Here is a 26,976-nt window from a genome sequence, read left to right on the forward strand (position 1 = left end):
TGCTGATGCCGGAGCCGGTTCCGGCTGATCCCGGCCGGCCGCGCGGGAGGGGAAGGGCATTGCCCATTCCCCTCCCGCGCGCGTTTCCGCGGGCATTTCAGCCTCCGCTGAAGAATGAATTTGGCTGTGCCTTTAGTTCGTTGTGCCGGGCGCCTCGTTGATGGTGTGCTCGATTGCTGATCGATTGGTTTTTCTATGCGTGGGGGAGTGGTCCGGGTGTCCGGTTTCGGTGGAGTGGTGATTACCGAGATCTTCGCGGAATGGGTGGCGCGGACGCCTGAGGCGCCCGCCGTGGTGTGTGCCGGCGAGCGGGTGTCCTACGCGGAGCTGGACGTACGGGCGAACCGGCTCGCCCACGAGCTGCTCGCGCAGGGGGTCGTGCCCGGATCGCGGGTGGGTGTCTGCCTGCCGAGGGGTGTGGAGCCGGTCGTGGCGCTCCTCGCCGTGCTGAAGGCCGGCGCGGCCGCTGTCCCGCTGGACCCCGAATACCCCATCGACCGGCTGGAGTTCATGGTCACGGACGCCGGCCTGTCGGCCGTGCTGGTCGACGCCTCCACGACGGACGTGATGCGCCGGGCGGGCGCGCCCGGACTCCTCGCGGCCACCGGTGCCTCTGGCCGGCCGGGGACGGCGCCGGTGGTGGGGGTGTTTCCGCAGAGCGCGGCGTACGTGTTCTACACGTCGGGTTCGACGGGGCGTCCGAAGGGTGTGGTGCTGCCGCATGAGGGTTTTGTGCGGGTGGTGCGTGATCCGAATTTCGGTTTGGGTCCGGATGATGTGGTTTCGCAGCTGAGCACTCTGTCTTTTGATGCCGGTGCGTTGGAGATGTGGAATGCGCTGCTGAATGGTGCGGCGTTGGCTGTTTCCGTTGAGCGGATGCTGTCGGTGGATGAGCTGGGTGCGTTCGTGCGGGCGCACGGGGTGAGTGTGCTGTGGCTGACGGCGGGGTTGTTCCACGAGGTCGTGGATGCGGATGTCTCGGTGTTCTCGGGTGTGCGGCTGGTGATGTCGGGTGGTGATGCGCTGTCGCCGCGGCACTGCCGGAAGGTCCTGGACGAGGTGCCCGATGTGCGGCTCGTGAATGTGTACGGGCCGACGGAGTCGTCGATCTCGGCGTCCACACATGTGGTGGAAGGCCCCGTCCTGCTGGGTGGTCCGGCGCCGGACACCGGGTTGCGGGTGCTGGACGGTGGGCTGCGGCCGGTGGATGTGGGTGTCGAGGGCGAGTTGTATGTGTCGGGTATCGGTCTGGCGCACGGGTATGGGGGCCGGGCAGGGCTGACGGCGGGCCGGTTCGTGGCTGCGCCGGGTGGTTCGGGTGAGCGGATGTATCGCACGGGTGATGTGGTGCGGTGGGTGTCCGGGGGTGTGCTGGAGTTCGTGGGCCGGGCGGATGACCAGGTCAAGGTGCGTGGGTTCCGTGTTGAGCTGGGTGAGGTCGAGGAGGCGCTCGCGGCGCATCCTGCGGTGTCGCGGGCTGTCGCGGTGGTGCGGGCGGATGCGCGGGGTGTGAAGCAGCTGATCGCTTATGCGGTTGCTGAGGGTGTTGGTGCTGGGGTGTTGCGGGAGTTCCTGGCGGCCTCGTTGCCGGAGTTCATGGTTCCGGCGGTGTGTGTGGTGCTGGACGCGCTGCCGTTGACGGCGAACGGGAAGGTGGACCGCAAGGCGCTGCCGGAGCCGGATCTGTCTGGTCTCGCGGAGGTTTACGTTGCTCCGCGTGATGAGCGTGAGGAGGTTGTGGCGGGGGTGTTCGCGGAGGTGCTGGGGCTCGACCGGGTCGGTGTCCATGACCACTTCTTCCGGCTCGGTGGTGACTCCATCCGAGCCGTCCAGGCCGCCTCACGACTGCGCCGCACCGGAGTGGACATCAGCGTCCGCGATCTGTTCGACCGTCCCACCACCGCCGCGCTCGCCGCCGCCGCGCAGGCCGGCACCCGGCGCGCCGCCGGCGGACCGTCGCCGGCCGCCCGCCGCGGCGCCCTGCCGCTGTCGTTCGCGCAGGCCCGGATGTGGTTCGCCGCCGAGATCGACCCCGAGGGCACCGAGTACAACACCGGCGGCGCCGTCCGCCTGCGCGGTGACCTCGACGTCCCCGCCCTCGAAGCCGCCCTCGGTGAACTCGTCGCCCGCCACGAGTCCCTCCGCACCACTTTCGCCACCGTCGACGGCCAAGGCGTGCAGATCATCCACCCCGCCGCACCCGTCGCCCTGCCCGTCGTCGAGGCCACCGCCGCCGAGGCCGCCGCCGTAATGGACGCCGAACTGCGGACCCCGTTCGACCTCGGCACCGGACCGCTGCTGCGTCCCACCCTGCTGCGAACCGCCCCCGACGAGCACCTCCTGATCCTCTCGATGCACCACATCGTCACCGACGGCTGGTCGGTGAACGTCCTGGCCCGGGAGCTCGCCGCGCTCTACGCCGGTGAACCCCTGCCCGAACTGCCCGTGCAGTACGCCGACTACGCCGTCTGGCAGCGCGCCACGCTGACACCCAGGGCCCTGGACGAGGGCGGCCTGGCCTACTGGCGCGAGCAGCTCGCCGGCGCCCCCGTCCTGGACCTGCCCACCGACCGCCCCCGCCCCGCCGTCCGCACCCGCGCCGGCAGCACCTACGACCTCGACCTGCCCGCCGCCCTGCTCGACCGGCTGGCCGAGGTCTGCCGGACGCGCGGCGCCACCCTCTTCATGGGCCTGACGGCCGCTGTCCAGCTGATGCTGGCGCGCACCAGCGGCCAGCGGGACGTGGTCCTCGGTACGGCCACCATCGGCCGCGACCGGCCCGAACTGGAGGACGTGCTGGGGTTCTTCGTCAACACCCTCGCCTTGCGCACCCGGATCGACGAGGCCGCGACCGGCACGCAGCTGCTGGCGTCCGTGCGCGAGACCGTCCTCGACGCGTTCGCGCACGCGGCCGTCCCCTTCGACCGGGTGGTCGACGCCGTCGTCACAGAGCGGGACCCCTCCCGCACCCCCCTCGTCCAGGCCATGATGGTGCTCCAGAAGCGCCCTTGGCAGGCGGACGGAGTCCGGGGGCTTGGCTTCGAGGCGGCCGACCTCCCGCGCCAGGACGCGCAGTTCGAACTGACCCTGGAGTTCTGGGAGCAGGCCGACGGCATGCGGCTGTCCCTCAACTACAACACCGACCTGTTCGACGCCGGCACCATCCACCGCATGGCCGACCACCTGGCGACCGTCCTCGGTGCCCTCGCGGACCAGCCGGAGCAGCCGCTCTCCCGCATCCCCCGGCTCTCCGCGCCCGAGCGCGCCATGATCCTCGGCGACTGGGCCGAGGGCGCCGACGGACCGGCCGGCGCCGTACTCACGGACGTCTTCGCCGAGCAGGTGGCCCGCGCCCCGCACGCCGCCGCCCTGGTCTGCGGCGAGGAGCAGCTCACGTACGGCGAACTGGACGTGCGCACGAGCCGCCTGGCCCACGCGCTGCGCGAGCACGGCGTGGGTCCGGAAACCCGGGTCGGGGTCTGCCTGCCGCGCGGCGCCGAGCCGATCGTGGCGCTGCTCGCCGTACTGAAGGCGGGCGGGATCTTCGTACCGCTCGACACCGGCTACCCGACCGAGCGCCTCGCGTACATGGCGCGGGACGCCGGGGTCGAACTGCTGCTGGCCGACGACTCGACCCGCGACGCGATCCCCGGCGCCGAGGCGCCGGTGCTGCTCTTCGGCGAACTGGAGGACCGCGCCGCCGTCTGCTCCGTCCACGTCCTGGGGCCGCCGCAGGTCGCGCTCACCCCGCAGAACGGCGCCTACGTCTTCTACACCTCCGGCTCCACCGGCCGGCCCAAGGGCATCGTGCTGCCGCACGCCGGCGTGCTGCGCGTGGCCCGCGACCCGCGGCTCGCCACCACGGCGGCGGACGTCGTCGGCCAGTTCGCGACGCTGTCCTTCGACGCGAGCGCCCTGGAGATCTGGAGCGCCTTCGCCAACGGCGCCGCGCTCGTGGTGTCCGCCGCCCGCGTGCTGTCGGTCGAGGAACTCGGTGCGCTGCTGCGCCACCACGGGGTGACGGTCGCCTGGCTGACCGCGGGCCTGTTCCACGAGGTGGTCGACACGGACGTGACCATGCTGGCCGGGCTCCGGCTGCTGATGGCGGGCGGCGACGCGCTGGCCCCGCAGCACTGCCGGACCGTGCTCGAACGGCTGCCGCACGTACGGCTCGTGAACGGGTACGGGCCCACCGAGACCACCGTCTTCGCGGCGGTCCACCCCGTCGACGCCGCGTCCGTGGGCGCGTCCGTGCCGATCGGCTCGCCCCTCGGGCGCACCGGCGCCTACGTGCTCGACTCCTGGCTGCGGCCGGTGCCGGCCGGGGTCGCGGGTGAGCTCTACATCGCGGGTGAGGGACTGACGCGCGGCTACGTGGGGCATCCCGGGCTGAGCGCGGGCCGCTTCGTCGCCTCGCCCTTCGGCTCCGGCGAGCGGATGTACCGGACCGGTGACGTGGTGCGGTGGCTGGCCGACGGGCAGCTGGAGTTCGTGGGACGGGCCGACCATCAGGTCAAGGTGCGTGGTTTCCGGATCGAGATCGGTGAGATCGAGTCGGCGCTGGCCGCGCACCCGGACGTGCAGCAGGCCGTGGTCGCGGTGCGCGAGGCCCGGCCGGGAGTGAAGCGGCTGGTCGGCTACGTGGTGGGCGACCGGGTCGATCACTCGGGGCTGCGTGAGTTCGTTGCCAAGTCCCTGCCGGATTACATGGTTCCGACGGCGTTCGTGGTGGTGGGTACGTTCCCGTTGACGGCGAACGGGAAGGTGGACCGGCGGGCGTTGCCGGAGCCTGATCTGGGTGCGGCTGTTTCGAAGGGTTATGTCGCTCCGCGTTCCGAGGTGGAGCGGGTGGTGGCTGATGTGTGGGCGCAGGTGCTGGGCGTCGAGCGGGTGGGCGTGCGGGACAACTTCTTCGAGCTGGGTGGCGATTCGATCCTGAGTATTCAGGTGGTGTCGCGGCTGCGGCGGGCGGGGCTGGTGGTTTCGCCGCAGGATGTGCTGGTGCGGCAGACCGTGGCGGGTGTGGCTGCTGTGGCGGGCACGGCTGGGTCCGGCCAGGAGTCGGAGGCTGTGTCCGGTCCGGTGGTGCTGTCTCCGGTGCAGGAGTGGTTCCTGGAGACGCATCCGGTGGCGCCCGACCACTTCGGCATGTCGATGCATGTGAAGGTCGCCGAGGGTGTTGACGCGGATGTGTTGTCGGCTGCGGTGTCGGCGGTCCTTTCGCATCACGAGGGGCTGTGGGTCCGGTTCGCGCGGACCCCGGAGGGTTGGCGGCAGTCGGCTGGTGAGCCGGGTGTGGTGGTTGTCGAGCGGGATGTGGACGGGGTGGTCCAGGAGTCGTTCCGGCTTGAGGGCGGGCCGCTGGTGCGGGCTGTCCTGAACGGGGACCGGCTGTTGATCGCTGTGCATCACATGGTGGTGGACGGTGTCTCGTGGCGGATCCTCCTGGAGGACATCGCGCTGGCCTACCGGGAACTGGTGGCCGGCCGGGAGGTCGAGCTGGACGCGGCGTCGATGTCGTTCCCGGCGTGGACCGCCAAGCTCGCCGCCCATGACTTCTCGGGTCAGCTGGACTACTGGGCTTCGGTCGTCGACGGCGCCGAGCCTCTGTTCGACGTGCCGGCCGGTGCCAACACGGTGGCCGCATCCGCCATCGAAACCGTCACCCTGTCCCCGGAAGAGACCGAGGCCCTGCTCCACAAGGTCCCCGCCGTCTTCCGGACCCAGGTCAACGACATCCTCCTGGCCGCCCTGGGCCGCGCCCTGGGCTCCTGGACCGGCCGCGACCGCGTCGTGGTGGACGTGGAGGGCCATGGCCGTGAGGAGGCGGTGATCGGGGCGGATGTCTCGCGTACGGTCGGCTGGTTCACGTCCATCTTCCCCGTGGCTCTTGGTGCGAGCGGTGACTGGAGTGAGCAGATCCGCGGCACGAAGGAGATGCTCCGGGCGATCCCCGACCGGGGCATCGGCTTCGGCGCACTGCGCCACCTGCACGGCGCCGACCTGACCGACCCGGCCCAGGTCAGCTTCAACTACCTCGGCCGCTTCGACGCCGACGGACACCCCGACGTCTTCGCCGGCATGCTCCCGGCCGAGAACGACCACGCCCCCGCCGAAGAACGCCCCCACGTCTGGGACGTCGTCGGCCGGGTCGAGGACGGCCGCCTGCGCATCGACCTCTACCACCCGGCCTCCGACCACGGCCACGGCCACGGCCCCTCCCGAGCCCGGGAGTTCGCCGCGCACTACCGCGACACCCTGCGCGAAGCGGTCACGTACTGCCTGAGCGAAGGTGTCGGCGGCCGCACGCCGTCCGACTTCCCGCTCGTCGCCTGGGACCAGGCCACCGTCGACGAGGTGATCGGCGACGGACAGCGCATCGCCGACGTGCATCCCCTCTCGCCGATGCAGCAGGGCCTGCTCTTCCACTCCCTGGAAGACCCGTCCGGGACGGCCTACGTCGAGCAGATGTCCTTCGTCCTCGAAGGCGTCCACGACATCGACCGGCTCGCCGCCGCCTGGCAGGAAGCCGTCAACGCCTCCGACGCCCTGCGCGTCTCCGTCGTCTGGGAGCAGGCCGACGAACCGGCCGCGCTGGTCCACCAGCGCGTCGAGATCCCCGTCCACACCGAGGACTGGACGGCGCTCGGAGCCGCCGCACGCGCCGAACGCCTCCAGGACCGCCGGACCGCCGACTTCCACGGCATCAGGCTCGACGAGGCACCACTGACGCGCCTGTCCCTCGCCGATCTCGGCGGCGGCCGCGTCCAGCTCGTGTGGACCTTCCACCACCTCCTGCTCGACGGCTGGAGCACCCCCCAGCTGCTCGACGACGTCTTCACCCGCTACGCGGGCGGCCGCCCCCAGGACCGTGCCCCCTACCGGGACTACCTGGCCTGGCTCGCCTCCCGCGACACCGCCGCCGACCGCGCGCACTGGCGCTCCGTCCTGCGCGGGTACGACACCGCGCTCACCCTCCCGGCCGCACCCGACGCCGTACCCGGCGCCGGACCGGCCCAGGGCATCCGCCACCTCGACGTCGACCTGCCGGGCACGCTCGCCACGGACGTCGGTACCTTCGCGCGCCGCCACCGGCTCACCGTCAACGCGGTGGTCCAGGGCGCGTGGGCCCTGCTCCTGTCAGCCTCCACGGGCCGGCACGACATCGTCTTCGGTGCCACCACCTCCGGCCGTCCCGCCGAACTGCCCGACGCGGACGGCACGCTGGGTCTGTTCATCAACACCGTGCCGGTCCGTACGGTCCTCGACCCGGCCACCCCGGTCGTCGAATGGCTCCAGCGGCTCCAGGCCGAGCAGTGGCAGTCCCGGGCGCACGAGTACCTCTCCCTGCCCGAGCTGACCGCGCTCGCCGACCTGCCGCCCGGTGCCCGGCTCTTCGAAAGCGTCCTCGTCTTCGAGAACTACCCCGTCGCCGACGACCTCGCCGCCCGCCACGGCCTCGCCGTCACCGAGGCGGAGGCCGCCGTCCAGGGCGGCGACTACCCGCTCTCCCTGACCGCCTTCACCGGCCGTCAACTCGTCGGCGGCGACACCCCGGGCGTCAGCCTGCGCCTCTCCTACGACCCACGGGTCTTCGGCGACGTCACCGCGCGGGGGCTGGCCGGGCGTCTCGCCGCGCTGGTCCGCGCCCTGCTGGACGAGGAGCTGCTGGCCCGCGTCCCGCTGCTCACCGAGGCCGAGCGCGACCGGTTCGCCGCGGCGGCGGCCACCGCCGCCGGGCCGCGGGAGACCGTGACCCTGGCGGGCCTGTTCGAGGCCCAGGCCGCCCGGCGCCCCGAGTCGCCCGCCGTCGTCTGCGACGGCACCGAGCTGTCGTACGGAGAGCTGGACGCCCGCGCCAACGGCCTGGCCCACTGGCTTGCCGACCTCGGCGCGGGCCCCGAGACGGTGATCGGCGTCAGCCTGCCGCGCGGAGTGGACTGGCTGGTCTGTCTCCTGGCCGTGGCCAAGACGGGCGCCGTGTACCTGCCGCTCGACCCGGCCCACCCCGCCGAGCGGCTCGCCTTCATGGCCGCCGACGCGGGCGCCGGCCTGATCCTGGGCGACGCCGCCACCGCGCCCGTTCTGAACGCCGCGGACTTCCTGGAGCTCGGCGTGCCCGTCAGCCCCGTGCCCCCGGCCCGCCCCGACCACCCGGACGCGGCCGCCTACGTCATCTACACCTCGGGCTCCACCGGCACCCCCAAGGGCGTCGCCGTGTCCCACCGCGGCCTGCGCGACCTCGGTGCGTCCCACGTCCGCACCCTGGAGCTCGACGGCGACTCGCGCATACTGCAGAGCGTCTCCCTCGGCTTCGACGTCGCCATGGGCGACCTCGTCAACGCCTGGACGGCGGGCGCCGTTCTCGTCCTCGCCGGACCCGAGCACACCGTCGGCGAACCCCTCGCCCGGCTCCTCGACGAGCAGCGGATCACCCACGCCATGCTGCCGCTGGCCGCGATCTCCACCCTGCCCGACGTACCGCTGCCGCACCTGCGCGCGCTCGTCTCCGGCGGCGAGGCGATGCCGGCCGAGATCCCCGCCCGCTGGGCGCCCGGCCGGATCCTGGTCAACGCCTACGGGCCCACCGAGACCACGGTCGCCGCCACCCTCAGCGACCCCCTCGACCCGGCCACCGCCATCCCGCCCATCGGCCGCGCCGTCGACGGCGCCCACACGTTCGTCCTGGACGCCTGGCTGCGGCCGGTGCCCGACGGCACCGCCGGCGAGCTGTACCTGGCCGGGCCCGGAGTGGCGCGCGGCTACACGGGCCGGCCCGGCCTGACCGCCGCCGCCTTCGTGGCGAACCCGTTCACCGGCGGGCGCATGTACCGCACCGGCGACCTGGTCCGCCGGGGAGCCGACGGGCAGCTGGCCTTCCTCGGCCGCACCGACCACCAGGTCAAGGTGCGCGGCCACCGCATCGAGCCCGGAGAGGTCGAAGCCGCGCTGACCCGCCACCCGGGCGTGTCCCAGGCCGTGGCCACGGTCCGCGAGGACCGGCCCGGCAGCCGGCGGCTCGTCGGCTACGTCGTCGCCCAAGGCGTCCACCCCGCCGAGCTGCGGGAGTTCGCGGGCCGCTCGCTGCCCGAGTACATGGTCCCCGCCGTCTGCGTGGTCCTCGACGCCTTCCCGCTCAACGCCAACGGCAAGGTCGACCGGGCGGCCCTGCCCGCCCCCGACCTGTCCGACCTCGTACGGGAGTACGTGGCGCCCGCCACCGAGGCCGAGCGCGCCGTGGCCGCCGTCTTCGCCGAGCTGCTCGGCGCCGACCGGATCGGCGCCGACGACGACTTCTTCGACCTCGGCGGCGATTCGCTGCTCAGCATCCAGGCCGTCTCCCGGCTGCGCCGGGCCGGCTACGCGGCCACCGTCCGGGCCCTCTTCGACCACCCCACCGTCTCCGCCCTGGCCACCCGGATCGAGACCGCCACCGATCTTCCGGACAACGGCGGTCCGGTCGTGCCGGTCGCCCGCGACGGCGCACTGCCCGTGTCCTTCGCCCAGGCCCGCCTGTGGTTCGCGGCCGAACTCGACCCGGAGAGCACCGAGTACAACTCGGGCGGCGCCCTGCGGCTGACCGGTCCGCTGGACCTGGCCGCGCTGCGCCGGGCACTCGACGCCCTCGTCACCCGCCACGAGTCGCTGCGCACCACCTTCGCGGAAGCCGACGGCGAAGCCGTCCAGGTCATCCACCCGCCCGCCCCCGTCGACCTGCCGGTGGCCGCCTGCACGGCCGCCGAGCTGCCCGGCCGCATCCGCGCCGCCCTGGGCCGGGTCTTCGACCTGCGCACGGGACCGCTGCTGCGGGCCACCCTGCTGCGGATCGAGGAGGAGGAGCACGTCCTCGTACTCGCGATGCACCACATGATCACCGACGGCTGGTCGATGGGCGTGGCCGTCCGCGAGCTCGACCAGCTCTACCAAGGCGTCGAACTGCCCGAACCGGCCGTCCAGTACGCCGACTTCGTCGCCTGGCAGCGCGCGAACCTGACCCCGGACGCCCTGGAGGCGGGAGTCGCGCACTGGCGCGAGCGGCTGGCCGGCGTACCCGTGCTGGAACTGCCGACGGACCGGCCGCGCCCCGCCGAGCGGACCTGGGCCGGGGCGCTCGCGGACATCGAGGTCCCGGCCGAGACCGTGGACCGCTTCGCCGAGGTGTGCAAGGCGCGCGGCGTGACCCTGTTCATGGGGCTGGTCGCGGCCGTGCAGCTGGTGCTGTCCCGCTACAGCGGCCAGCAGGACGTCCTCGTGGGCACCGTCACCTCCGGCCGCTCCCGCGCCGAACTGGAGGGCCTGATCGGCTTCTTCGTCAACACCGTCGCCCTGCGCACCCGCATCGACGAGCAGCGCAGCGTCGCCGCGCTGCTGGACGACGTCCGCGAGACCGTCCTGGACGCCTTCGCCCACGACGAGATCCCCTTCGACCGGGTCGTGGACGCCGTCGTCACCGAGCGCGACCCCAGCCGCAGCCCCCTCGTGCAGGCACTGGTCAGCATGGAGACCGCCCCGCGGCCCGCCACCGGCGCCGGCCTGACCTGGCGGGACCAGCCCTTCGAGGTGGACACCGCACAGTTCGAGCTGGCCGTCGACTTCGCCGACCGCGACGGCTCCCTGGCCATGGTGATCAACTACAACACGGGCCTCTTCGACGCCGCCACAGTCCACCGGCTCGGCGCCCACCTGGTCCGCGTACTGAGCGAGATGGCCGACGCGGACAAGCCGCTGTCCGCCGTCCGGATGCTGGGCGCCGAGGAGGAGCGCACCATCACGCACGGCTGGAACGACACGGCCGTCCCGGTCCCGGAACCGCTGCTGCCCGAGCTGTTCGCCGCCCAGGCCGCCCGCACCCCCGACGCGGTCGCCCTCGTCGACGGAGAGGAGCAGCTCACCTTCGCGGCACTCGACCGAGCCGCCGGACGCCTCGCCCACCGTCTGCGCGCCCAGGGCGCCGGACCCGACACGGTCGTCGGCGTCTGCGCCGAACGCGGGGCGGACGTGGTGGTCGCCCTGCTCGGCATCCTGAAGGCCGGGGCCGCCTCCCTGCCCATCGACCCCGCCTACCCGGCCGAGCGGGTACGGCACATGCTGGCCGACTCCGGTACGGCGACCGTGCTCGTCCAGGAGCACCTCGCGCAGCGGTTCGCCGACTACGGCGGCACCCTGCTGACCCTGGACCGCGGCGCGGACGAGGACCTCGACCCCCAGGCGCCGGGTCCCGTACCGCCGCTGACCGCCGACCACCTCGCCTACGTCATCTACACCTCCGGCTCCACCGGCCTGCCCAAGGGGACGCTCATCCGGCACGGCGCCTTCCGCAACCTCTTCGCACACCACCGCCGGCGCATGTTCGAACCCGCCTCCCGGGGCCGCCAGCTGCGGATGGCGCAGACCGCTTCGATCTCCTTCGACGCCTCCTGCGTCGCCCTGCTCTGGCTGGTCGGCGGCCACCAGCTGCACACCGTCGACCACGACACCCACATCGACCTGCGGGCCTTCCGCGACTACCTGCGCGAGCGGCGCGTCGACGTCATCGACGAGGCGCCCACGTACCTGCGCGAGCTGATCGCCGACGGCCTGCTGGAGGACCCGGTCCACGTGCCCAGCGTGATCGTCTTCGGCGGCGAGGCCGTCGACGGACAGATCTGGGACACCCTGCGCGCCCACCCCGAGATCGCCGCGTACAACTTCTACGGGCCCACCGAGTGCACCTGCGACTCGCTGACCTGGACGGCCCAGGGCAGTGACCGGCCGCTGATCGGCCGCCCGGTCGGCAACGCGCGCGCCTTCGTCCTCGACGCGGCCCTGCGCCCGGTGCCCGCCGGAGTCGTCGGCGAGCTGTACATCGAGGGCGCGGGCCTCGCCCGCGGCTACGTCGGCAAGCCCGGCCTGACCGCCGGCCGCTTCGTGGCCTGCCCGTTCACCGGGACACGCATGTACCGCACCGGCGACCTGGTCCGCTGGACCCGCGAAGGCACGGTGGAGTTCCTCGGCCGGCGCGACGACCAGGTCAAGGTCCGCGGCTTCCGCATCGAACTCGGCGAGATCGAGACCGTCCTGGCCCGCCACCCCGAGGTCACCCAGGCCGTCGTGGTCGCCCGCGAGGACCGCCCCGGCGTCAAGCGGCTCGTCGCGTACGTCGTCGGCGGCGCCGGCCTCGACGCGGCGCGGCTGCGCGCCTACGCGGCCGACGCCCTGCCCGACTACATGGTCCCGACGGCCTGGATGCTCCTCGACGCCTTCCCGCTCAACCAGAGCGGCAAGGTGGACCGGCGCGCCCTGCCCGCGCCCGACCCGGCCGCGCTCACCGACGCCTACACCGCCCCTCGTACGGACGCCGAGACGGCCATCGCCGCCGTCTGGGCCGACGTACTGGGCGCCGAACGCGTCGGGGTCCACGACAACTTCTTCGAACTCGGCGGCGACTCCATCCTCAGCACCCGCGCCGTCTCCCGGATGCGCGCCGCAGGCTACGACACCAGCGTGCGCGAGCTGTTCAACGCGCCCACCGTCGCCCGGCTCGCCGCACTCGCCGGGGCCGCGGCCGGGCCCGCCGACCCGGTCGTGCCCACCGCCCGCGACGGCGCCCTGCCGCTGTCGTACGCGCAGGCCCGCATGTGGTTCGCGGCCGACCTCGACCCGGAGAGCACCGAGTACAACTCCGGCACCGCCCTGCGGCTGACCGGCCCGCTGGACCAGGCCGCACTGCGCCGGGCGCTCGACGCCCTGGTCGCCCGGCACGAGTCGCTGCGCACCACCTTCGCCGCGGCCGACGGCCACGGCGTCCAGGTGGTCCACCCGGCCGCCCCCGTCCCCCTGCCGGTGGCCGAGTGCGCCCCCGACGGCGTCGACGCCCTCGTCCGCTCCCTGTTCGGCGAGCCCTTCGACCTGCGCCGGGGACCGCTGCTGCGGCCCACCCTCGTCCGGATCACCGACGAGGACCACATCCTGGTCCTGTCCATGCACCACATCGTCACCGACGGCTGGTCCCTGAACGTGATCACCCGGGAGCTGGCCGAACTGTACGCGGGCCGCACCCCGGCGGCCCCGCCGGTGCAGTACGCCGACTTCGCGCGCTGGCAGCGAGAACGGCTGACACCGCCGGCCCTGGAGGCGGGCCTCGGCTACTGGCGTGAGCAGCTCGCCGACGCTCCGGTGCTGGAGCTGCCCACCGACCGGCCCCGCCCGGCCGAGCGCACCACGCGCGGCGCGAGCGAGCAGGTGGCCGTGCCGGCGGAGATCCTGGCCCGCTTCACCGAGCTCTGCCAGGCGCAGGGCGCCACCCTGTTCATGGGCCTGACCGCGGCGACCCAGCTGCTGCTGGCCCGCTACAGCGGACGGCCCGACGTGGTCCTCGGCACCGTCACCTCCGGCCGCGACCGGGCCGAACTGGAAGACGTCGTCGGCTTCTTCGTCAACACCCTCGCCCTGCGCACCCGGATCGACGAGCACGCGACCGGCGCCGAGCTGCTGGCCTCCGTACGCCGCACGGTCCTGGACGCCTTCGTGCACGCCGAGACGCCCTTCGACCGGGTCGTCGACGCCGTCGTCACCGAACGCGACCCCAGCCGCAGCCCCCTCGTCCAGGCGGTGATCAGCTACGAGAGCCCGGCGGCGGCCGACGGCGACAGCGGCGGGGCGGTCAGCTGGACCGAGTACCCGCTGCGGTCCTGGACCTCCCCCTTCGACCTCACCTTCGACTTCGGCGAGGCCGACGGGGAGCTGCACGCCCACCTCGTCTACAACACCGATCTGTTCGACGCGGCCACCATCCGCCGGATGGCGGGCCACCTGCTCACCGTCCTGACCGCCCTCGCCGACGACCCGGCGCGCGCCCTCTGCGACCTGGACCTGCTGTCCGCCGCCGAACGGCGCACCCTGACCGAGGAGCGCAACGCCACCGACTCAGGGCTGGAACCGGCCGCCCTGCACGCGCTGTTCGAGCGGCAGGCGGCGCTGCGGCCCGACGCGACGGCCGTCGTCACCGACACCGAGCGGTGGACCTACGCCCAGATCGACGGCCGCGCCGCGGCCCTGGCCCGGCGGCTGCGGTCCGCGGGCGTGACCGCCGAGACCGTCGTCGGGGTCTGCCTGCCGCGCGGCGCCGACTGGATCACCGCCCTCCTCGGCGTGCTGAAGGCGGGCGCGGTCTACCTGCCGCTGGACCCCGACTACCCGGCCGACCGCAGGGCGTTCATGCTCACCGACTCCGGCGCCGCCCTGGTGGTCACGGACGCCGACCACGCCGCGCTGCTCGACACCTCGGCGGTGCCCGCGCTCCTGGTCGACGCCCCCGCCACCGGGGACGACGCCGCGCCGGACCCGGCCGGCCCGCCCCTGCCGGACGCGGGCGCCTACCTGATCTACACCTCCGGCTCCACCGGAGTTCCCAAGGGAGTCCTGGTCACCCACCGCGGCGTGGCCGCCTTCGCCGCCACCCAGGCGGACCGCTTCGCGATCACCGCCGATTCCCGGGTGCTCCAGGCCGCGTCCGCCAACTTCGACGCCTCGGTCATGGAGATCCTGATGGCCTGGTCCGCCGGCGCGGCCCTGGTCCTGCCCGCCCCCGGCCGGGTCCTCGGCGAGGACCTCGTCCAGGTCCTCGGCCGCCAGCGGGTCACGCACGCCATGATCCCGCCGGCCGCGCTCGCCGGGGCCGGCCAGGCCCCCCTGCCGGACCTGCGGACCCTGGTGGTGGGCGGCGAGGCCTGCCCGCCCGAGCTGGTCGCCGCCTGGGCGCCCGGCCGCGCGATGTTCAACGCGTACGGGCCCACCGAGATCACCATCTCCGCCACCATCAGCGACCGCCTCGTGCCCGGCACCGCAGTGCCCATCGGCCGCCCCAACCAGGACGCGCGCGTCTACGTCCTCGACGCCCGGCTGCGCCCCGTACCGGCCGGCGTCCCCGGCGAGCTGTACGTGGCCGGCGCGGGCGTCGCCCGGGGCTACCTGGGCCGGCCCGCGCTCACCGCGAGCCGCTTCCTCGCCTCGCCGTTCGCACCGGGGGAGCGGCTGTACCGCACCGGCGACCTGGTGCGCTGGCTGCCCGACGGGCAGCTGGAGTTCACCGGCCGCGCCGACGACCAGGTCAAACTGCGCGGGTTCCGCATCGAGCCCGGCGAGATCGAGAGCGTGCTCGCGGCCCACCCGGGCGTGCGCCGGGCCCTGGTCCAGATCCGCGAGGACCAGCCGGGCGTGAAGCGGCTCGTCGCCTACGTCGTCGCGGACGACCCCGCCTCCTTCCCCGACCCCGACACGCTGCGCGAGCACGCCGCCCGCTCGCTGCCGCCGTACATGGTCCCGGCGGCCTGGGTGACGCTCGACGCACTCCCGCTCACCGCCAACGGCAAGGTGGACCGGCGGGCGCTGCCCGCGCCCGGACTCCCGGCGCGCGCGGCCTCGTACACCGCCCCGCGCACGGAGCGCGAGATCACCCTGGCGGAGGTGTGGAAGGTGGTGCTCGGCCTCGAAGAGGTCGGCGTCCACGACAACTTCTTCGAGCTCGGCGGCGACTCCATCCTGAGCATCCAGGTCGTCGCACGGGCCCGGGCCGCCGGGCTGGCGATCTCCACCAGGCAGCTCTTCGCCGCGCCGACCGTGGCGGGCCTGGCCGAACTGGCGGGCTCCCCCGGCGCGGCGGGCGAGTGGGCCGGCACCGGACCCGTCACCGGATCCGTACCGCTGACCCCCGTCCAGCGCTGGTTCCTGGACGGCGAACGCGGCTCCCACGACCGCTTCACGATGTCCGCCTACGCCGAACTCGCCGAGCGGCCCGACCGCGCGACCCTGCGGGCGGCCGTCGCCGCGCTCTACAACCACCACGACGGCCTGCGCTCGCGGTACACCCGCGACGGCGACGGCCGCTGGGAGCAGACCGTCGTCGAGCGGGAGGACGGCAACTGGTTCACCTGGTACGACCTGTTCCAGGAGGACCCGGCCGAGCGGGAGGCCGAGATGGCCCGGCACCTCGCCGACGCGCACGAAGGCCTGGACATCGCCGCCGGACCCCTGCTCAAGGCCCTGGTCTTCGACCAGGGGGCGGGCCTGCCGGTGCGCCTGGCCCTCGTCGCCCACCACCTGGTCACCGACGTCGTCTCCTGGGGCGTCCTGCTCGCCGACCTGGCCCGCTGCTACGGGCTGATCGCCGCGGGGGAGCGGCCGGAACCGGGCGAGCGCACCACCTCCTTCCAGGAGTGGTCCGGGAAGCTCACCGGACTCGCCGCCGCCGGCCGCTTCGACGAGGAGATCCCCTACTGGCGGGAGGCAGAGCGCGTACCGCGCCTGCCGGGGTCCGGCTCACCGGCCAACACCGCGGACTTCGAGGACACCGTCTCGCTGCGGCTGGACGCCGGGACCACCCGGGCGCTGCTGCAGACCGTCCCCGGCGCCCACCGGGCGCGGGTCAACGAGGTGCTGCTCGCCGCGCTCGGCCGGGCCCTGGCCCGGTGGAGCGGCCAGGACCGGGTGGCGGTCACCCTGGAGGGCCACGGCCGCGAGGAGGAACTCGTCGAGGGCGCCGACCTGTCGCGTACGGTCGGCTGGTTCACGACCCTGTTCCCCTTCGCCTGGGACGTTCCGGGGGGCGAGGACTGGCGGCCGTACGTCGCCGCGGTCAAGCGCGGGCTGCGGGCGGTGCCGCACAAGGGCCTGGGCTACGGAGTCCTGCGCCACCTGCGCGCGGACGCCCCGCTGGGCCGCCCGCTGCCCGACGTGAGCTTCAACTACGTCGGCAGGTCCGACGGCTTCGACCCCGGCTTCTACGGGAGCCTGCTGGAGGACACCTCCGCCGCGCAGGGCGGAGCCGGGGTGCGCGCCCACCTCCTGGACGTGGTGTGCGGGGTCCAGGGCGATCGGCTGACGGTCGGGGTCTCGTACTCGACGGCCGTCCACGAACGCGCCGACATCGAGCGGCTCACGGCCCGGCTAGGCGACCTGCTCCGCGACCTCGCCGGCAGTGTCACGCCGAGGTCATGAAAAACCCCGGCCCGCAGGCGCTCGCGGGGGATTGAGCGCGCTGCGGGCCGGGGAGCCCTTTTTGTTCTCGAAGAGAAGACTAGGCAGGGAATCGACGGGGGGCATTACCCTCTGCCCCCCGTTCATTGGTGGAGCCTGCTCCACTGTCGGAAGTGCACCTCACGTGCTTACCCGGTCCGCGCCCGGTCGGTAGCTTCTTCATATCGCTCGATGCACTGGAGGTCCACGCAAAATGAACACCAAGGAAGCAGCCGGGGGTTGTGACTCCCTGGAAATTTCGCCGTATGCCTTGGAAATGGACGCCGTCTCGAAGAACTACGGTGAGGTGCAGGCCCTGAGCGAGGTGACGATCGGCCTCGTGCGCGGCGGGGTGACCGCCGTCATCGGCCCCCCGGGGGCGGGCAAGAGCACCCTGCTGGCGTGTGCCACCGGCCGCCGGGCACCGACTTCGGGGTGGGTGGGCCGGCACGACCGGATCGTCACCCCCGACCCGTCCTGCTGGGAGCGACTGCCGGCCGCCGACCCGGCCCGGCCCGAGCTGCTCGTCGCCGACGACCTGGCGGACGCCGGGAGCCTGTATACGGTGATGGGCCTCGAGGACGAGGCCCGTACGGTGCTCGTCACGACATCGGCGGCGGCCGTGGCGGCCGCCGCCGATGTCGTGCTGTTCCTGGTGGAGGGCCGGCTCGCCGACGTCATGTGCGACGTCACGGCCGCGGAGATCGACGTGCGCCTGGCGCAGCTGACCGCGTCGTGCCTCTGAACCGTCAGGGCTTCACGCGCGCCAGGTCCCGGTGGTGGTAGCCGTCCAGCAGGGCGGCGCCGAGCGGGGTGAGCGAGTGGCGCGCGGTGTTGAGCCGCCGCTGGGTGGTGATCAGCCCGGCGCTGCGCAGCACGGAGGTGTGCTGGCTGGCGGAGGCCGCCGAGATGCCCATGCGGCGGCCGAGTTCGGTGGTGGTGCAGCTGTCGGTCAGGGTCTTCATGATGGCCGCCCGGGTCCGTCCGACGAGCGGGCCGAGGGCGTCGGCGCAGCTCTGCTCGGACGACGGCGCGGCCAGCACGGTCTCGGCCGAACCGGCGGCGACCGGGTAGGCGAGCACCGGCGGGCGGCCCCGGCCCGCCGCGGGTATCAGCACCGGCCGGTCGACCAGGAACATCGACGGTGCCAGCAGCAGACCGGCCCCGCCCGGGACCACGTCCTGGGAGCGGTGGCTGGGGATCTCCAGGACGCCGCCGTTCCACCGCACCGTGGGGTGCAGCGTCGAGAGCAACTGCTCGATGCCGCCCGCCAGGACCGTCCGGCCGCGGGCGACGCAGTCGGCCTCCAGGGTGGCCGAGACCCGGTCCCAGTACGGCGCGAGGGCCGCCTTGTGGAACTCCTCCAGCATCCCGGCCAGGTTCTGCCGCTCGGTCCCGGGCTCCTGGTTCGCCGAGTTGTCGGCCATGTGCAGCAGGTCGGGGATCGGCCGCAGGGTACGGGCCAGCGTCATCAGGGACCAGGAGCGCCGGCCCAGCCGGCTGGTGGTCCGCTGACGCCAGGAGGCGTAGCCGTCGCCGCCCCCCTGACGGGCCAGCAGGTCCAGGGCGAACAACGTTTCGACGAGGGGCCGCTCGGCGACCTTGACGACCGTGCGCGCCAGGTCCTGGCCGGAAAAATGCACGCGTTGCATGACGGAATGCACACTCCGTGATCGAAGAAGGGGGGCCGGGCCGGTCGGCGGCTCAAGAGCCGGAGGCCGTGCCGTCCTGGGGATGGAAGGGGCAGCGCCACTGTTCGCCGGTGGCCGCTCCGGAGTACTGGCGGGCATCCGAAGCCTCACCGAACTCGGCGAGGTTGGGGTTGATCGACCGCTGCAGACGTTCCTCGCGCTGCCGGATACGGCGCTGGAGGCCGTAGTAGACGCCGGACTGCTTCAGCCGCCGGAACTGGTGGTTGGAGTTGAAGGCGAGGGCGGGGCGCGGGTACCGCCGGGAGATCCGGGACGCGTTCCCGTGCATGCCCACCACGAAGAACGGGTGGCCGGCCAGGCTGAACGCGAAGTCCGGCGATGCCGGGTCCGGGGAGACGTCCGGAGCCCAGGAGAACCCGCGCTCCACGTCCACGGCGTGCAGATCGGTGAGCTGCTGCCACATCAGCGCGTCGAATTCCGGCTCGGTGAGAGCCGTCGGCTCCTCGAATACCGCGACGAGTGTCGCGAAGTTCTCGGTCGGCGACAATTCCATTTTCGTGAATTCGAAAATTGCGGTGTGCAGGTCGGACGTCGCGTCCGCACTGCCCATGCTGCCGAGTTGAACGGGCGTCAGGGTCCCTCTGCGTACGGCCGCTTTGGCCGCCAGGCACGAGAAATCCTCGCCCATGATCCAGTCCGCCAGATGCCTGTGAACCGGATTTTCCATGGTTCCCCCTTGCCGCGATGTGCATCGTGTACAAATGCATGCACCTCCTCCCCCATGCAGCGCCATCCACTTTAGACATCGGCTTGTTTCTTGGCAACGTGAGTAGTTCGCATGCCGGGGTATGAATTCTTCTTCGTGTTGAATATGAATTATTCACGGTTACTGGCCGGAAACATGTCGGGCGAGATGCTGTTTCCGCAGGTCAGAGTGGGTGTAGGGCGACCTTGAGGGGTGCTTGGGGGTCACTTCAGCGGAAATTGAAAGTCATGGTGCGGACCGGTGACCGGGGTTACGGTCCGGCCGGACACCCTCCCCGACGCAGCACCGAAATCGACCGGAAAACACTTGGAGGACATCTGTGCCGGCTCCCACCGAAGCCGCCACCGGGACGGCCCTCGCGGACGACCCCGCGACCGTGCCCGACCGGGCCGCCACCGCCGCCCTGGCCCGCACCCACGACGTGGTCCCCGTCCGGCAGGAGTTCCTGACCGACACCCTCACGCCGGGCGCCGCCTTCGCGCTGCTCTGCGGGTCCGACGAGCCCGGCTTCCTGTTGGAGAGCGTGCCCGTCTCCGGCGGCGTCGCCCGCTACTCGTACGTCGGCCACCGCCCCGTACCGCTCGCGCTGCCCGACGGCGACCCGCTGGCCGCGCTCCAGGAGCGGCTCGCGGCGTCCGAGGCGCCCGTGCCCGGGCTCCCGCCCTTCCACGGCGGGGTCGTCGGCTACCTCGGGTACGAATCCGTACGCCACTTCGAGGAACTGCCGCTCGCCGCGGACCCGGGACCCGGGCTGCCGGAATCCGCCTTCCTGATCGCCGACGACCTGGTCGTCTTCGACCACGCCACGCAGCGCGTCCTGCTCATCACCCTGCACCGCCCGGCCGCCGAGAGGTACGAGGAGGCGGTCGCCCGGATCGACGCCATGGCCCGGCGGCTGCGCACGGCCGTCCCCGCCGGCCGGATCTCCGGCCGCCCGCTGCTGCCCTCCGTCCCGGTCGCCGACCCCACGGCGGGCTGGACCGCCAACCTCACCGAGGGCGAGTTCCGCGACCGGGTGCGGCGGGCCCAGGCCCACATCACGGCCGGGGACGCCTTCCAGATCGTGCTCTCACAGCGCCTGAGCAAGCCGCTGGAAGCCGAACCCCTCGACCTCTACCGGCACCTGCGGTCCACCAACCCCTCGCCGTACATGTACCACCTGAGCCTGGGCGGGGGCCGGCACGTCATCGGGGCCTCGCCCGAACTGCTCGTCAAGAGCGAGGGCCGCCGGGTACGGACGCGCCCGCTGGCCGGCACCCGGCCCCGCCACCCCGACCCGGTGATCGACCTCGCGCTGGAGCGCGAACTCCTCGCCGACGAGAAGGAACGCGCCGAGCACGTCATGCTCGTCGACCTCGGCCGCAACGACCTCGGCCGGGTCACCGAGATCGGCAGCGTCACCGTCGACGAGGTCATGCGCGTCGAGCGGTTCTCCCACGTGATGCACCTGTCGTCCACCGTCTCCGGCCGACTGGCGCCCGGCCGCACCCCGCTGGACGCCCTGCGCGCCGCGTTCCCCGCCGGAACCCTCTCCGGCGCGCCCAAGATCCGGGCGATGGAGATCATCGCCGAGCTGGAGCCGCAGCGCCGCGGCGTCTACGGCGGCGCGCTCGGCTTCGCCGGCCACGACGGCCAGGCCGACTTCGCCATCGCGCTGCGCACCATGGTCGTCGCGGACGGCCAGGTCCACGTACAGGCCGGAGCGGGCGTCGTCGCCGACTCCGACCCCGGCGCCGAGTACCAGGAGACCCTGCACAAGGCAGGCGCCATGATCACCGCCGTACGACGGGCGGAGGCCCACGCGTGAACACCCCGCCCGCCGCACCCCGCGTCGCGGTCCTCGACAACTACGACTCCTTCACCTACAACCTGGTGCACTACATCGGCGAGATGGGCGGAGCGCCCGAGGTCTTCCGCAACGACGCCACCACCGTCGCCGAACTCGCCGGCTACGACCTGCTCCTGCTGTCGCCCGGCCCGGGCAGCCCGGCGGGCGCCGGGATCTGCGTCGAGGCCGTGCGCGCGCTCAGCGGCCGGCTGCCCATCCTCGGCGTCTGCCTCGGCCACCAGGCCATCGCCGAGGCCTTCGGGGCGAGCGTGGTCCGCGGCGCCCCGGTCCACGGGAAGACCTCCCCGGTCCACCACGACGGCAGCGGCGTCCTGGCCGGACTGCCCGACCCGTTCACCGCCACCCGCTACCACTCGCTGGTCGTCGACCCGGACAGCCTGCCGGCCGAACTCGCCGGCAACGCCCGCACCGCCGACGGCACCCTCATGGGCCTGCGCCACCGCGACCACCCCACCTTCGGCGTGCAGTTCCACCCCGAGTCGGTGCTCACCCCCGACGGCAAGCAGCTGATCGCCAACTTCCTGGAGTGCAGCCTTGATTGACCTGCTGAAGACCGTCTCCCGGCGGTCCCTCACCGAGGCGGAGGCGGCCTCCGCGATGCGTACGATCATGCGCGGCGAGGCCACGACCGCCCAGATCGCGGGCTTCGCCCTCGCCGTCACCGTGCGCGGCGCCTCCGTCGACGACCTCACCGGAATGGCCCGCGCCGCCCAGGAGTTCGCCACGCCCGTACCGTTCGGCGGGGACGTGCTGGACACCTGCGGCACCGGCGGCGACGGCCTGAACACCTTCAACGTGTCCACCACCTCCGCGATCGTCGCCGCCGCCTGCGGAGTCCGCGTCGCCAAGCACGGCAACCGCAGCGCCTCCTCGGCCTGCGGCAGCGCCGACGTGCTGGAGGAACTCGGGGTCCGCATCGACCTGGGCCCCCGCGAGGCCGCCGACTGCCTGGCCGCGACCGGCATCACCTTCCTGTACGCCCCCCGGTTCCACCCGGCGTTCCGGCACACCGCCGCGCCGCGCCGCGAGCTGGGCGCCCGGACCGTCTTCAACCTGCTCGGCCCGCTCTGCCACCCCTCCGGGGCGCGGCTGCGCACCCTCGGCGTGCCCAGCGCCGACCTGGTCGAGCCGATGGCCGAGGTGCTGGCCCGGCTCGGCGCCCGGCGCGCGATGGTCTTCCACAGCGAGGACGGCATGGACGAACTCAGCACCGGAGCCGCCGCCCGCGTCGTCGAGCTGCTGCCCGACGGCACCCGTACGGCGTACCGCTTCGACCCGGCAGGGCTCGGCCTGCGCCCGTACACCCCCGCCGACCTGGCCGGCGGCGACCGTACCGTCAACGCGGCCGTCATCCGCCGGGTCCTGGCCGGGGAACGCGGCCCCGCCCGCGAGGCCGTGCTGCTCAACGCGGCCGCCGCGCTGCGCGTCGCGGACGCGGCCGACACCTGGCACGAGGCCCTCGCCGCGGCCGGCGCGGCCCTCGACACCGGAGCCGCCGCGACCCTGCTGGACCGGTGGGTCGCGGTCTCCCGGCAGCTCGCCGGAGCCGAGCTGGAGGTGTCCGCATGAGCGCCGCACAGCCGACCGGGGTCCTGACCGGGGTCCTGGGCACCCTGGTGGACGAGGCCCGGCAGCAGACCGAACGCCGCCGTGCCGCCCGCCCCGTGGCGGAACTGGCCGTACGGGCCGCCGCCGCGCCCGCGCCCCGCGATTTCGCGGCCGCCCTGCGGGCCCCGGGCCTCGGCGTCATCGCGGAACTCAAACCCCGCAGCCCCTCCAAGGGGCCCCTCACCCAGGACTACCGGCCCGTCGAACTGGCCCGCGCCTACGCCGCGGGCGGGGCCGCCGCACTTTCCGTCCTCACCCACGAGGCCGGCTTCGGCGGCAGCCCGGAGGACCTGGCCGCGGTCCGCGCCGTGGTGGACGTCCCCCTCCTGCGCAAGGACTTCATCGTCGACGAGTACCAGGTCCTGGAGGCCCGGGCGCTGGGCGCGGACGCCCTGCTGCTCATCGCCGCCGCCCTGAGCGCGCCGCGCCTGGCCGAACTCGTCGCCGCCACCAGGCAGCTCGGCATGGAGCCGCTCGTCGAGGTGCACGACGAGGCCGAGGTGGACGCCGCGCTCGCCGCGGGCGCCACCGTCATCGGGGTCAACCACCGCGATCTGCGGGACTTCGCCATCGACCGCACGCTCTGCGCCCGGCTGCGCGACCGGGTCGGCCCCGGCCGGGTCATGGTCGGCGAGAGCGGAGTGCGCGGCGCCGGGGACGCCCGCGCACTGGAACGGGCCGGGGTGGACGCCGTCCTCGTCGGTGAACTCCTCATGCGAGCCGCGCACCCCGGTGCCGTGATCAAGGAGCTGATCGGATGACCGCCACCGCCACCGCCACCGCCACCGCCACCGTGAGCGGCCCGTCGGCCGTCTCCGCGGACGCGCCCGCCGCCACCGGCTCCTGGAGCCCCGGCTCGTGGCGTACGCGGACCGCCGCCCAGCAGCCGGACTGGCCCGACCCGGAGGCGCTGGCGCGGGTGGAGAGCACCCTCGCCTTCCAGCCGCCGCTGGTCCTGCCCGACGAGATCATGGGCCTGCGCGGTGCGCTCGCGGGCGTCGCGGCGGGCGAGGGCTTCCTGCTCCAGGCCGGGGACTGCGCCGAGCGGTTCGCCTCCTGCACCGAGGACGGCATACGGAGCAAGCTGCGCGTGATCCTCCAGGTGGCCGTCGTACTCACGTACGGATCCGGCCTGCCGGTGGTGAAGGTCGGCCGGATCGCCGGGCAGTTCGGCAAGCCGCGCAGCCGCCCCACCGAGACCGTCGGCGGCGAGGAACTGCCCGTCTACCGCGGCGACATAGTCAACGCGCCCGAGTTCACCGCCGAGGCCCGCCGTCCCGACGCGGACCGGCTGCTGCGCGGGTACCAGCACTCCTCGGCGGCCCTCAACGTGCTGCGCGCGCTCACCCTCGGCGGATACGCCGACCTCGGCCAGGCGCACGCGTGGAACCAGGAGTTCGTCCGGCGCAGCGCCGCCGGGCAGCGCTACGAATCGGCCGCCGACGACATCAGCCGGGCCCTGCGGTTCATGACCGCCTGCGGGGTGGACCCCCGCGCCCTTTCCGCACTCCAGCGGATCCAGCTCTACACCTCCCACGAGGCGTTGCTGCCGCCCTACGAGGAGGCCCTGACCCGGTACGACGAGCGCCGCCGCACCTGGTTCGGCACCAGCGCCCACATGCTCTGGATCGGCGACCGCACCCGCGACCCCGACGGCGCCCACGTGGAGCTGCTGTCCGGGCTCGGCAACCCGGTCGGCGTCAAGGTCGGCCCCGGCACCACCCCGCAGGGCCTGCGCGCGCTGTGCGAACGGCTGGACCCAGACCGGGAACCCGGCCGGCTGGTCCTGATCACCCGCCTCGGCGCGGGCAGGTCCGCGGACCTGCTGCCGCCGCTGCTGCGCGCCGTACGCTCCGCCGGACACCTCCCCGTGTGGGCCTGCGACCCGATGCACGGCAACACCTTCGTCTCCGACAGCGGTTACAAGACCCGCCGGCTGTCCGATGTCACCGCCGAAGTCGCCGAATTCTTCGCCGTACACCGTGAAGAGGGAACCCACCCCGGGGGAATTCACCTCGAACTCACCGGTGACGACGTCACCGAATGCCTCGGCGGTGATCTGGAGGAGATTCTCGACGGGCAGCTCGGCACGCGTTACGAGACGGCCTGCGACCCGCGGCTCAATGCCGTGCAGTCCCTCGAACTCGCCTTCCGAGTAGGGGACTTGCTGCGCTCGCAGCATTCCGTCTGAGCGGGGCGATTAGGCGAGGCCTTAATGACCTTGTGACGCCGATCAGGCGGGTGGAAACATTTCGCACGCCAGCCTACGAAAGGGAAACTCCCATGCCGCTCGCGATCGAGGCCGAGGGACTGGTCAAACGGTACCGGGAGACGACGGCCCTGCGGGACGTCGACCTCGCGGTGCCGGCCGGCACCGTCCACGGCGTCCTCGGCCCCAACGGGGCCGGGAAGACCACCGCCGTACGCATCCTCGCGACCCTGCTCACCCCGGACGCCGGCCGGGCGACGGTCGGCGGGTACGACCTGATCCGCGACCCGGTCGGGGTGCGCGGCGTGATCGGCCTGACGGGCCAGTACGCGGCCCTCGACGAGGAGCTCAGCGCCGTCGAGAACCTCACGCTCATCGGCCGGCTGCGTCGGCTGCCGGCAGCCGACGCCCGGGCCCGGGCCCGTGAACTCCTCGCCGACTTCGGCCTCACCGAGGCGGAGGGCCGTCCGGTGAAGACGTACTCGGGCGGCATGCGCCGCCGCGCCGACCTCGCGGCCAGTCTGGTCGGCCGGCCGTCGGTGCTCTACCTGGACGAGCCGACCACCGGCCTGGACCCGCACAGCCGGGGCGAGGTCTGGGACACCGTCCGTGGCCTCGTCGCGGGCGGGGTCACCGTCCTGCTCACCACGCAGTACCTCGAAGAGGCCGACCAGCTCGCCGACCGCATCACCGTCTTCAACCACGGCACGGTCGTCGCCGAGGGCCGCCCGGACGAACTCAAGCGGATGGCGGGCGGCCAGACCCTGGAGGTGAGGGCTGCCCGGCGCGACCAGGTGGACACCGTCGCCGAGATCATGCTCGGCCTCACCGGCCAGCTGCCCGCCCGCGACGAGGACACCGGCCGGCTCACCGTGCCGGTCCAGGACCCGGTGATCCTCTCCGCCCTGGTCCACAAGCTCGAAGCGGCCGACGTGGCCTTCGACGAGCTCGGGCTGCGCCTGCCCACCATGGACGAGACGTTCCTCGCGATCACCAGCCCGGGCGGCGTACGGGCCCCCCTCACGGAAGAGAAGCTTCGATGACGACCCCCACCCGGGCGGCGCGCCGCCGCATCGGCCCGCTGGAAGCCGTCGGCAACGCACTGTCCCTGGCCTCCCGGAACGTCACCAAGCTCAGGAAGAACCCTGACGCCCTGGTCGACGTGACGCTCCAGCCGCTGCTGATGCTGTTCATGTTCACGTTCCTGTTCAGCGGCGCCATCGCCGGGGGCGACCGCGACGGCTACCTCCAGCAACTCGTCCCGGGCCTGCTGGTGTTCAGCCCGCTGTTCGTCACCATCGGCACCGGTGTCGCACTGTGCACGGACATCTCGAAGGGCTTCTTCGACCGCCTGCGCAGCCTCCCCATAGCCCGCTCCGCACCGCTGGCGGGCATCGTGATCGGGGATGTGGCGCGCTACTTCCTGTCGGTCGCCGTGGTCCTCGGCGTGGGAACGCTGATGGGCTTCCGGATCCAGACCAATCCGCTCGCCGTGCTGTTCGCGGTCGTCCTCATGATCGCCTTCGGCCTGTCCGTGTGCTGGATGTCGATCCTGGCGGGCATCCTGGTCCGCACTCCGGCGGCCGTCCCCGGCGTCCTGATCGGCGCCGTCATGCCGCTCAGCTTCGGCAGCAACGTCTTCGCCCCGGCCGAGACCATGCCGGGCTGGCTGCAGGTCTGGGTGAACATCAACCCGGTCACCCTGATGACCGACGTCAACCGCTCGCTGCTGCTGGGCGAGGGCTCGCTGACGGGGCCGCTGCTGGGCGGTCTGGCCTGGATGGCCGGCTTCGTCCTGGTCTTCTTCCCGCTGTCGATGCGCGCGTACCGCCGCCGCCTGGGCAGGTAGCCCGGCGGCGGCCGCAGGCCGTGAGGACAGGGGCGGCAGCGGCCGGGGGGT

The 26,976-nt window shown here is 73.1% G+C and carries 11 protein-coding genes; 9 read left to right on the forward strand and 2 right to left on the reverse strand.

Features of this window, described 5'->3' with window-relative positions:
• Window positions 1-237: 237 nt before the first annotated feature.
• Both ACFYOB_RS10135 and ACFYOB_RS10140 read left to right on the forward strand, forming a co-directional pair.
• Window positions 238-16,974, forward strand: a complete 16,737-nt coding sequence (locus tag ACFYOB_RS10135; protein ID WP_388557247.1) for a non-ribosomal peptide synthase/polyketide synthase — start codon at window positions 238-240, stop codon at window positions 16,972-16,974.
• Between the two features lie 295 nt (window positions 16,975-17,269).
• Window positions 17,270-17,737: an ATP-binding cassette domain-containing protein gene (locus tag ACFYOB_RS10140; RefSeq protein WP_388557250.1), complete on the forward strand. Its 468-nt coding sequence runs from the start codon at window positions 17,270-17,272 to the stop codon at window positions 17,735-17,737.
• Window positions 17,738-17,741: 4 nt separating this feature from the next.
• Here ACFYOB_RS10140 and ACFYOB_RS10145 read toward each other — a convergent pair whose 3' ends face one another.
• Both ACFYOB_RS10145 and gntA read right to left on the reverse strand, forming a co-directional pair.
• Window positions 17,742-18,644 (reverse strand): DUF5937 family protein, encoded by a 903-nt coding sequence (locus tag ACFYOB_RS10145; protein ID WP_388557253.1) that lies wholly within the window; start codon window positions 18,642-18,644, stop codon window positions 17,742-17,744.
• A 52-nt stretch (window positions 18,645-18,696) separates the two neighbouring features.
• Window positions 18,697-19,437 (reverse strand): guanitoxin biosynthesis heme-dependent pre-guanitoxin N-hydroxylase GntA, encoded by a 741-nt coding sequence (gntA, locus tag ACFYOB_RS10150; protein ID WP_388557256.1) that lies wholly within the window; start codon window positions 19,435-19,437, stop codon window positions 18,697-18,699.
• A gap of 292 nt (window positions 19,438-19,729) precedes the next feature.
• On the opposite strand from gntA, the gene ACFYOB_RS10155 reads away from it, so the two are divergent.
• The 7 genes from ACFYOB_RS10155 to ACFYOB_RS10185 all read left to right on the forward strand — a co-directional run bounded on the left by ACFYOB_RS10155 (window position 19,730) and on the right by ACFYOB_RS10185 (window position 26,925).
• Window positions 19,730-21,217, forward strand: coding sequence for an anthranilate synthase component I family protein (locus ACFYOB_RS10155; RefSeq protein ID WP_388557259.1), 1,488 nt, complete (start codon window positions 19,730-19,732; stop codon window positions 21,215-21,217).
• The gene (locus ACFYOB_RS10160; RefSeq protein WP_388557262.1) at window positions 21,214-21,801 is read left to right on the forward strand and encodes an anthranilate synthase component II; all 588 of its coding nucleotides are present in this window, start codon (window positions 21,214-21,216) and stop codon (window positions 21,799-21,801) included. The genes ACFYOB_RS10155 and ACFYOB_RS10160 overlap by 4 nt, the downstream gene beginning before the upstream one ends.
• Window position 21,802: 1 nt before the next feature.
• Window positions 21,803-22,828: an anthranilate phosphoribosyltransferase gene (gene trpD / locus ACFYOB_RS10165; protein ID WP_388557680.1), complete on the forward strand. Its 1,026-nt coding sequence runs from the start codon at window positions 21,803-21,805 to the stop codon at window positions 22,826-22,828.
• Window positions 22,825-23,628 (forward strand): indole-3-glycerol phosphate synthase TrpC, encoded by an 804-nt coding sequence (gene trpC / locus ACFYOB_RS10170; protein WP_388557265.1) that lies wholly within the window; start codon window positions 22,825-22,827, stop codon window positions 23,626-23,628. The genes trpD and trpC overlap by 4 nt, the downstream gene beginning before the upstream one ends.
• Window positions 23,625-25,058, forward strand: coding sequence for a class II 3-deoxy-7-phosphoheptulonate synthase (locus ACFYOB_RS10175; RefSeq protein WP_388557268.1), 1,434 nt, complete (start codon window positions 23,625-23,627; stop codon window positions 25,056-25,058). The genes trpC and ACFYOB_RS10175 overlap by 4 nt, the downstream gene beginning before the upstream one ends.
• Before the next feature lie 92 nt (window positions 25,059-25,150).
• Window positions 25,151-26,119, forward strand: a complete 969-nt coding sequence (locus ACFYOB_RS10180; protein ID WP_388557272.1) for an ATP-binding cassette domain-containing protein — start codon at window positions 25,151-25,153, stop codon at window positions 26,117-26,119.
• Complete coding sequence (locus ACFYOB_RS10185; protein WP_388557275.1) at window positions 26,116-26,925, forward strand: ABC transporter permease; 810 nt, start codon at window positions 26,116-26,118, stop codon at window positions 26,923-26,925. Before ACFYOB_RS10180 ends, ACFYOB_RS10185 begins: the two co-directional genes overlap by 4 nt.
• Window positions 26,926-26,976: the final 51 nt, after the last annotated feature.

This window comes from Streptomyces sp. NPDC006463 (assembly GCF_042870715.1).
Classification (GTDB): domain Bacteria; phylum Actinomycetota; class Actinomycetes; order Streptomycetales; family Streptomycetaceae; genus Streptomyces.